The following is a 7206-nucleotide window of genomic DNA, read 5'->3' as shown; positions in this document are numbered from 1 at the left end:
GGGAGCGCCATGCACACCCCCACACCCTCACGACGCGGCCTGCTCCGGCTCGGCGCCGCCGCCGTACCCCTGATCGCCCTGGGGACGGCCCTTCCGGCCACCGCCCGGGCCGCGACCGCCGGCCCGCCAGGTGCCCCCGCCGCGGCGGACGCCGTCGCCCCGGCCGCGGCGGGCAGCACCACGCGGCTGCGGATGCCCGCCGAGAGCGACCGGCACGACCGCACCTTCATGGCCTGGCCGGCCCTGTCCTCGATCTGGCGGACCCAGCTCTCGGCGGTCCGCGACGACATCGCCCGCGTCGCGTACGAGATCTCCCGCTACGAGCCCGTCGTCGTGGTCGCCCGCCCCGGCCAGGCCGCCGACGCGCGCTACTACTGCGGCCCCGGCGCCTACCACGCGATCACCGTGGTCGAGATCTCCAACGACGACCTGTGGATCCGCGACTTCGGCCCGACCTTCGTGGTCGCACCGGGCACCGTCGCCGGCGTCGACACCAACTTCAACGGCTGGGGCAAGACCGGCACCCCCTACTACCAGCGCTGCACCGAGGACGCCGCGGTCGCGGCCGCCCTCCTCGCCGAGTACGGCGTCGACCGCGTCCGGGCCCCCTTCGTCGGCGAGGGCGGCGCCCTGGAGACGGACGGCCAGGGCACCCTGCTGGCCACCGTCAGCTCGCTGGTGAACCCCAACCGCAACCCCGGAATGTCCCAGGACCAGGTCGAACAGGCCCTGAAGGCGTCGCTCGGGATGGACAAGGTGATCTGGCTGGCCGGTCTGGCGGGCCAGGACATCACGGACTACCACATCGACTGCCTGGCGCGCTTCACCGCGCCCGGCCGGGTGCTCCTCGACCGACCCGGCCCCGGCACCGACCGGATCTGGATCGACGTCTACGAGCAGGCCGAGCAGGTCCTGCGGACCGCGACCGACGCCCAGGGCCGCCCACTGACCGTCGTGGAACTCCCCGGCCCGAACCGCGCCCGGATCCGCGGCCGCGGCAAGGACTTCCTGTCCAGCTACACCAACTTCTACGTCGCCAACGGCGCCGTGTTCGTCCCCCAGTTCGGCGACGCCGACGCCGACGCCCGGGCCTGCGCGATCCTGCGGGCCGAGTTCCCCGGCCGTGACGTCGTCCAGCTGAACATCGACACCATCGCCTCCGGCGGTGGCGGCATCCACTGCGCCACCCAGTCCCAGCCGGCCGTTCCGCCGGCGCTCTGAGACCCCCTGGCGGCCCGTCCGGTACCCACGGAGGCGAGCCGCCGGGGATCCTTCCGCTCCCACCACCCTCCCCCTCGACCGGCCCGCGCCCCGAACGCGCCGGGCCGGCCGGGGACCGACCAGAAGAGGTTTCCCGTGACGTACCGAATGCCCGCGGAGTGGACCGAGCACGAGGGCTGCCTGATGGCCTGGCCCGTCCGCCCGGACCTGTGGGGCGACACCCTGGCCGAGGTGAAGCGCGAGTACGCGGCGGTCGCCCGCGCCATCGCGGAGTTCGAACCGGTCACCATGGTGGCCCCGCCGGGCCACGGCGACGAGGCGCGCGCCCACTGCGGCGCGGGCACCGGCACCGGCACCGGCACGGGCACGGGCACCGGCATCACCGTCGTCGAACTCCCCACCGACGACTCGTGGTTCCGCGACTCCGCGCCGATCTTCGTCCTCGACGGCGACGGCCGCCGGGCCGGCGTGGACTTCCGCTTCAACGCCTGGGGCCGCAAGCACAGCCCCTGGGACGCCGACGACCGGATCAGCGGCCTGCTGCTGGAGCACCTCGGCACCCCGGCGATCCGCTCCGGGATGATCCTCGAAGGCGGTGCGATCACCGTCGACGGCGAGGGCACGCTGATCACCACCGAGCAGTGCCTGCTCCACCCCAACCGCAACCCGGAGATGACCCGGCAGGAGATCGAGGCCGAGCTGAAGGCCCGGCTCGGCGTCACCACGATCGTCTGGCTGCCCTACGGCGGGGCGCTGGACACCGAGACCGACGGGCACGTCGACGGCGTCTGCGCCTTCGTCGCCCCCGGCAGGGTCGTGGTGCAGCTCCCGGCCGATCCCAGCCACCCGGACTACGTGCGGATGCGGGCCAACCGCGCCGTGCTGGAGCACTCCACGGACGCCCAGGGCCGGCCCTTCGAGATCGTCGACCTGCCGCAGGCCGCCTTCGTCGAGGTCGACGGCCGGGAGGTGGAGGTCGGCTACCTGAACTTCTACCTCGCCAACGGCGGCGTCGTGGTGCCGGTCGCCGACCACCCCGAGGACGCGGCGGCGCTGGCCGTGCTGGCCGCCGCCTACCCGGACCGCAAGGTCGTCGGCGTGCGCGCCCGGGTGATCGCCTACGGCGGCGGCGGCGTCCACTGCATCACCCAGCAGATCCCGGCCGCCACGCAGACCACCGCCACGCGGGCCGATGCCACGCAGACCACCGCCACGCCGTCCGCGGCTGCTCGCGCCTGACCCTCGCCAGCGAACGGAGAAAACCCTCATGACTCCCACCGCGCCCGCGAGACGCACCGCGGCCCGGCGGCGACTCGTCCTCGCCACCGCCCTGCTCTCGGCCGCGGCCCTGGTCGCCGCCTGCTCCGGCCCGCCCCGCGGCGCCGGCGGGTCGGCCGTACAGCTCTCCGCCGACACCCTGCCGGCCAAGGGCGAGCTCGACTCCTTCACCTGGGCCACCTACGCCGAACCGCCCACCCTGGACTACGTCCAGGCCTTCGACTACCCGCAGAACACCGTGCTCGCCAACGTCTGCGAGAGCCTGATGCGCTGGACGCCCCAGCTCACCCTGGCCCCCGGCCTGGCCGAGAAGGCGTCCAGCCCCGACCCGACCACCTGGGTCTACGACCTGCGGGCCGGCGTGCACTTCCACGACGGCACGGTGATGACCGCCGACGACGTCGTGTACAGCCTCGGCCGGCAGACCAACCCGGACAACGCCTCCGCCTGGGCGCAGGTGTTCCAGAACGTCGACTCCGTCACCGCGACCGGCCCGCTCCAGGTCACCGTCAAGCTCAAGCAGCCCGACTCCCAGTTCCCCCAGTACATGGCGACGGCCGCCGGCGTGGTCGCCGCCAAGGCCGGGGTGGAGGCGGCCGGCAAGGACTACGGCACCAGCGGCGGCCTCGACTGCACCGGCCCCTTCAAGCTGGGCGGTTGGGCCAAGGGCCAGTCGATCGAACTCCAGCGCTTCGACGGCTACTGGGGCACCAGGGCCAAGGCCGGGAAGGTCGTCTTCAGCTTCCTCACCGACGCGTCCGCCCGCACCAACGCGATGCTCACCGGGGACGTCGACGGCGGCTACCTGATCCCCACCGAGAGCTACGACCGGTTGAGGAAGGACGGCCCGGGCACGCTCTACTTCGGCGAGGGCCTGAGCACCGTCAACGTCAACGTCACCAGCATGCACGGTCCGCTCGGCGACCTGCGCGTCCGCCAGGCCCTGTCGCTGGCCCTCGACCGCTCCGGCTTCGTCAAGGCCGGCCTCTCCGGCGCCGGCACCGTCACCGGCTCCCTCACCACCAGGGCGGCCTGGGGCGCGGCCCCCGACGACGTCCGCAGGACGGCCTTCGACGGCCTCACCCCCACGGCGCAGGACATCGACAAGGCCAAGGCCCTGGTCAAGGAGGCCGGCGCGAGCGGCCGCACGATCGTCATGGCCACCAGCACCATCGGCCAGGACGTCTCCCTGCTCGCCACCGCCGTCCAGGCCGCCGGGGCGAGGATCGGGCTGGACGTGCAGCTGAGGACGATCGCCCCGAACGCCTTCACCGCGCTGTTCACCGACCCCAAGGCGCGCGAGGGCATCGACCTGTTCCCGGAGACGTACTACGACTCCATCACCGACCCGCTCGACCTGCTCGTCAACTTCCGGACCGGCGCCTACCAGAACTTCGCCGGGTACAGCGACAAGGCCTACGACGACCTCGTCGACCAGGCCACCGCCGAGTACGACCCGGCCGGGCGCGGCGCGATCGAGGCGAAGCTCCAGCAGACCGCCTCCCAGCAGCTGCTCTGGATCCCGGTCGCCGAGTGGCCGACCGCCGTCTTCCTCAACAAGCGCATCACCGGCGCCCCCACCACCATCGCGTACATGTACTACCCGTGGGCCGCCGACGTGGGGGCCGCCCGGTGAACTTCCTGAGATTCGCCGCCCGGCGACTGGCGGAGATGGCCGCGACCCTGCTCGGCGCCTCCTTCGTGGTCTTCGGCGCGATGTACCTGGCGCCGGGCAACCCGGCGAGTTTCCTCCTGTCGGGCCGGTCGGCCTCGCCGGCCGCCCTGCAGGCGATCAACGACCAGTACCACCTCGACGACCCGTTCCTGGTCCGGTACTTCCGCTGGCTCGGCCAGGTGCTGCAGGGGGACTTCGGGCGCTCCATCACCTACCGCACCGACGTCTCCACGCTGCTCGCCGACCGACTGCCGGCGACCCTGACACTGGTGGCCATGGCCCTGCTGGTGGTCGTCGTCATCGGCCTGGCGCTCGGCTGGACCGGCGCGGTGCGCGGCGGCGCGACCGACTCGGCGATCCTGCTCTCCACCACGCTCGCCGTCGGCACCCCCTCCTTCGTCGCGGCCGTCCTGCTGCAGGGCCTGTTCGCGGTCACGCTGGGCTGGTTCCCCACCAGCGGCACCGGCGACGGCCTCGCCGACCTGCTGTGGCATCTCACCCTGCCCGCGGTCGCCCTCGCGCTGTACCTGATCGGGATGCTCGCCCGGGTCACCCGCTCGGCGATGCTGGACGCCCTGGAGGGCGAGCACGTCACCGTCGCCCGCAGCCGGGGCGTGCCCGAACGCGAGGTGATCCGCCGCCACGTGTTCCGCAACTCGCTGGGCACCGTGCTGACCACCGGCGGCCTGATCGTGTCCACCCTGCTGGTCTGCACGATCCTGGTGGAGTCGGCCTTCAGCGTCGGCGGCATCGGCCAGCTCCTCGAACTGTCCACCACCACCAAGGACTTCCCGACCGTCCAGGCCATCTCCCTGCTCGTCGTCGCCCTGTTCATGACCGTGAACCTGGTCGTCGACCTGCTCCACCCGCTGGTCGACCCCCGGGTCGCCCTCGGCACGAGGAGGTCCGACGCATGAGTGTCGCCCTCGCCCGCCGGCCCGGTCTCGGCCGCCTCAAGGCCGCCCGCGCCCCGCTCCACCTGGCCTGCCTGGGCATCGTCGCCCTGGTGGTGCTCGCCGCCCTGCTCGCCCCCTGGATCGCACCGGACGACCCCAACGCCGTCGACCTCGGCAACGCCCTGGCCGGCCCCTCGCCCGACCACCTGCTCGGCGTCGACACCGCCGGCCGCGACACCCTCTCCCGGCTCCTGCTCGGAGCCCGCACCTCCCTGCTCGGCCCGCTCGGCGTGGTCGCCTTCTCCACCGTCGCGGGCGTGGCCGTCGGCCTGGCCGCGGGCTGGCGGGGCGGCTGGCTCGACTCCGTCCTCTCCCGCAGCACCGAACTCGTCTTCGCCTTCCCCGGCATGCTGCTCGCCATCCTGATCGTCTCGGTGTACGGGGAGGGCCTGCTCGCCCCCGTCGTCGCCCTGGCGGTCGCCTACCTGCCGTACGTCTCCCGGCTCACCCGCTCGCTCGTCCTCGCCGAACGGTCCCGCCCCTACGTCTGCGCCTACCAGGTCCAGGGCCACTCCACCCTGCAGATCTGCCTGCGGCACGTCCTGCCCAACATCGCCCCGATCGTCCTCGCCCAGTCCACGATCAACTTCGGCTACGCCCTGATGGACCTCGCGGGCCTCTCCTTCCTCGGGCTCGGCGTCCCCGCGCTCACCCCCGACTGGGGGCGGATGGTCTTCGACGGCCAGACCGCGATCCAGCACGGCTACCCGCTCTCCGCGATCCTGCCGTGCGTCCTCATCGTGCTCACCGTCGTCGCCTTCAACGTCGTCGGCGAGCGCTGGGCCGACCGCGTCGCCCGGAGGACCCCATGAACCGCAGCAGTCACGAACCGGAGCAGCGCGTGAACGCCCTCGACGTCCGGGGCCTGCGGCTCCGCCTGCCCGGCACCGCCCGACCCGTCCTCGACGGCGTCGACCTCACCGTGGGCCCGGGGGAGACCGTCGCCCTGGTCGGCGAGTCCGGCTCCGGCAAGAGCCTCACCTCCCGCAGCGCCCTCGGCCTGCTGCCGCCCGGCGCCACCGCCGAGGGCAGCGTCCTGGTCGACGGGGAGGACGTCCTGACCATGGGCCCCGACCGGCTGCGCGCCCTGCGCACCGGCCGGGCCGCCATGATCTTCCAGGACCCCCGGGCGGCCATCAACCCGCTGCGCCGCGTCGGCGACTTCCTCACCGAGAGCGTCCGCCTCACCGGCGCCATGGGCCGGGAGGACGCCGACCGGCGCGCCGCCGAACTGCTCGACGCCGTCGGCCTCGGCCCGGAACTGCTGCACCGCCACCCCGGGCAGCTGTCCGGCGGCATGCTCCAACGCGTCATGATCGCCGCCGCGCTGATGGGCGACCCGGTCCTGCTGCTCGCCGACGAGCCCACCACCGCGCTCGACGTCACCAGCCAGGCCGAGGTCATCGCGCTCCTCGGGGAGCTGCGCCGACGCTTCGGCACGGGCCTGCTGTTCGTCACCCACGACCTCGGCCTCGCCGCCGCCATCAGCGACCGCGTCTACGTCATGTACGCCGGGCGGATCGCCGAGACGGGCCCCGCCGGAACGCTCTTCGAGAGGCCCCGCCACCCCTACACCGCCGCGCTGCTGGCCTCCACCCCGGGGCTGGAGTCCGACCGTCGCCGCCTCGCCGCGATCGACGGCCAACCGCCGGACCTGCGCCAGGAGTTGACCGGATGCGCGTTCGCCGCGCGGTGCCGGTACGCGACCTCCCGGTGCCGCGAGGAGACCCCGGTGGCGCACCCGGTCGCCTGCCACCACCCGCTCGAAGGGAGCCGCGCCGATGCCTGAGGCCGTACTGGAGGTCACCGGACTGTGCCGGACCTTCGGCACCGTACGGGCGGTGGACGACGTCTCCTTCACCCTCGCCGCCGGCGGATCGCTCGGCATCGTGGGCGAGTCGGGCTCCGGCAAGACCACCACCGCCCGGATCGTCGTCGGCCTCGAACAGGCCGACGAGGGGCGGGTCGCCGTCCGGGGCCGGGCTCGCGGCGGCCGGGTGCGATACGAAGAGCGTCGTGTATGGAAAAATTGTTCGTAGTCGTGTATATATCCGTGGTGGCCGTATCAATAAAAAA

At 73.2% G+C, this 7206-nt stretch carries 7 protein-coding genes; all 7 read left to right on the top strand.

Annotation, left to right across the window (positions count from 1 at the left end; all coding sequences use genetic code 11):
- The first annotated feature begins 9 nt into the window (after positions 1 to 9).
- The 7 genes from ACIQOV_RS18975 to ACIQOV_RS18945 all read left to right on the top strand — a co-directional run bounded on the left by ACIQOV_RS18975 (position 10) and on the right by ACIQOV_RS18945 (position 7169).
- Complete coding sequence (locus tag ACIQOV_RS18975) at positions 10 to 1221, top strand: agmatine deiminase family protein (protein WP_401049813.1); 1212 nt, start codon at positions 10 to 12, stop codon at positions 1219 to 1221.
- A gap of 135 nt (positions 1222 to 1356) precedes the next feature.
- Entirely contained in the window at positions 1357 to 2460 is a 1104-nt protein-coding gene (locus ACIQOV_RS18970; RefSeq protein ID WP_401049811.1) for an agmatine/peptidylarginine deiminase, read from the top strand.
- 28 nt (positions 2461 to 2488) lie between these two features.
- Positions 2489 to 4135 carry an ABC transporter substrate-binding protein gene (locus tag ACIQOV_RS18965; protein WP_401049808.1) on the top strand — a complete coding sequence of 549 codons (1647 nt, stop codon included), beginning with the start codon at positions 2489 to 2491 and terminating at the stop codon, positions 4133 to 4135.
- Positions 4132 to 5091 carry an ABC transporter permease gene (locus ACIQOV_RS18960; RefSeq protein WP_401049807.1) on the top strand — a complete coding sequence of 320 codons (960 nt, stop codon included), beginning with the start codon at positions 4132 to 4134 and terminating at the stop codon, positions 5089 to 5091. Before ACIQOV_RS18965 ends, ACIQOV_RS18960 begins: the two co-directional genes overlap by 4 nt.
- Complete coding sequence (locus tag ACIQOV_RS18955; protein WP_380550792.1) at positions 5088 to 5942, top strand: ABC transporter permease; 855 nt, start codon at positions 5088 to 5090, stop codon at positions 5940 to 5942. Before ACIQOV_RS18960 ends, ACIQOV_RS18955 begins: the two co-directional genes overlap by 4 nt.
- Positions 5939 to 6919 (top strand): ABC transporter ATP-binding protein, encoded by a 981-nt coding sequence (locus ACIQOV_RS18950; protein WP_401049805.1) that lies wholly within the window; start codon positions 5939 to 5941, stop codon positions 6917 to 6919. The genes ACIQOV_RS18955 and ACIQOV_RS18950 overlap by 4 nt, the downstream gene beginning before the upstream one ends.
- A complete protein-coding gene (locus ACIQOV_RS18945) occupies positions 6912 to 7169 on the top strand; it encodes an ATP-binding cassette domain-containing protein (RefSeq protein ID WP_401049802.1) in 258 nt (85 codons plus the stop codon). The genes ACIQOV_RS18950 and ACIQOV_RS18945 overlap by 8 nt, the downstream gene beginning before the upstream one ends.
- Positions 7170 to 7206: the final 37 nt, after the last annotated feature.

The organism is Kitasatospora sp. NPDC091257 (genome assembly GCF_044757675.1).
GTDB lineage: Bacteria > Actinomycetota > Actinomycetes > Streptomycetales > Streptomycetaceae > Kitasatospora > Kitasatospora lactacystinica.
The sequence above is the reverse complement of the archived record's forward strand: the minus strand, read 5'-3'. Positions and strand labels throughout refer to the sequence as shown.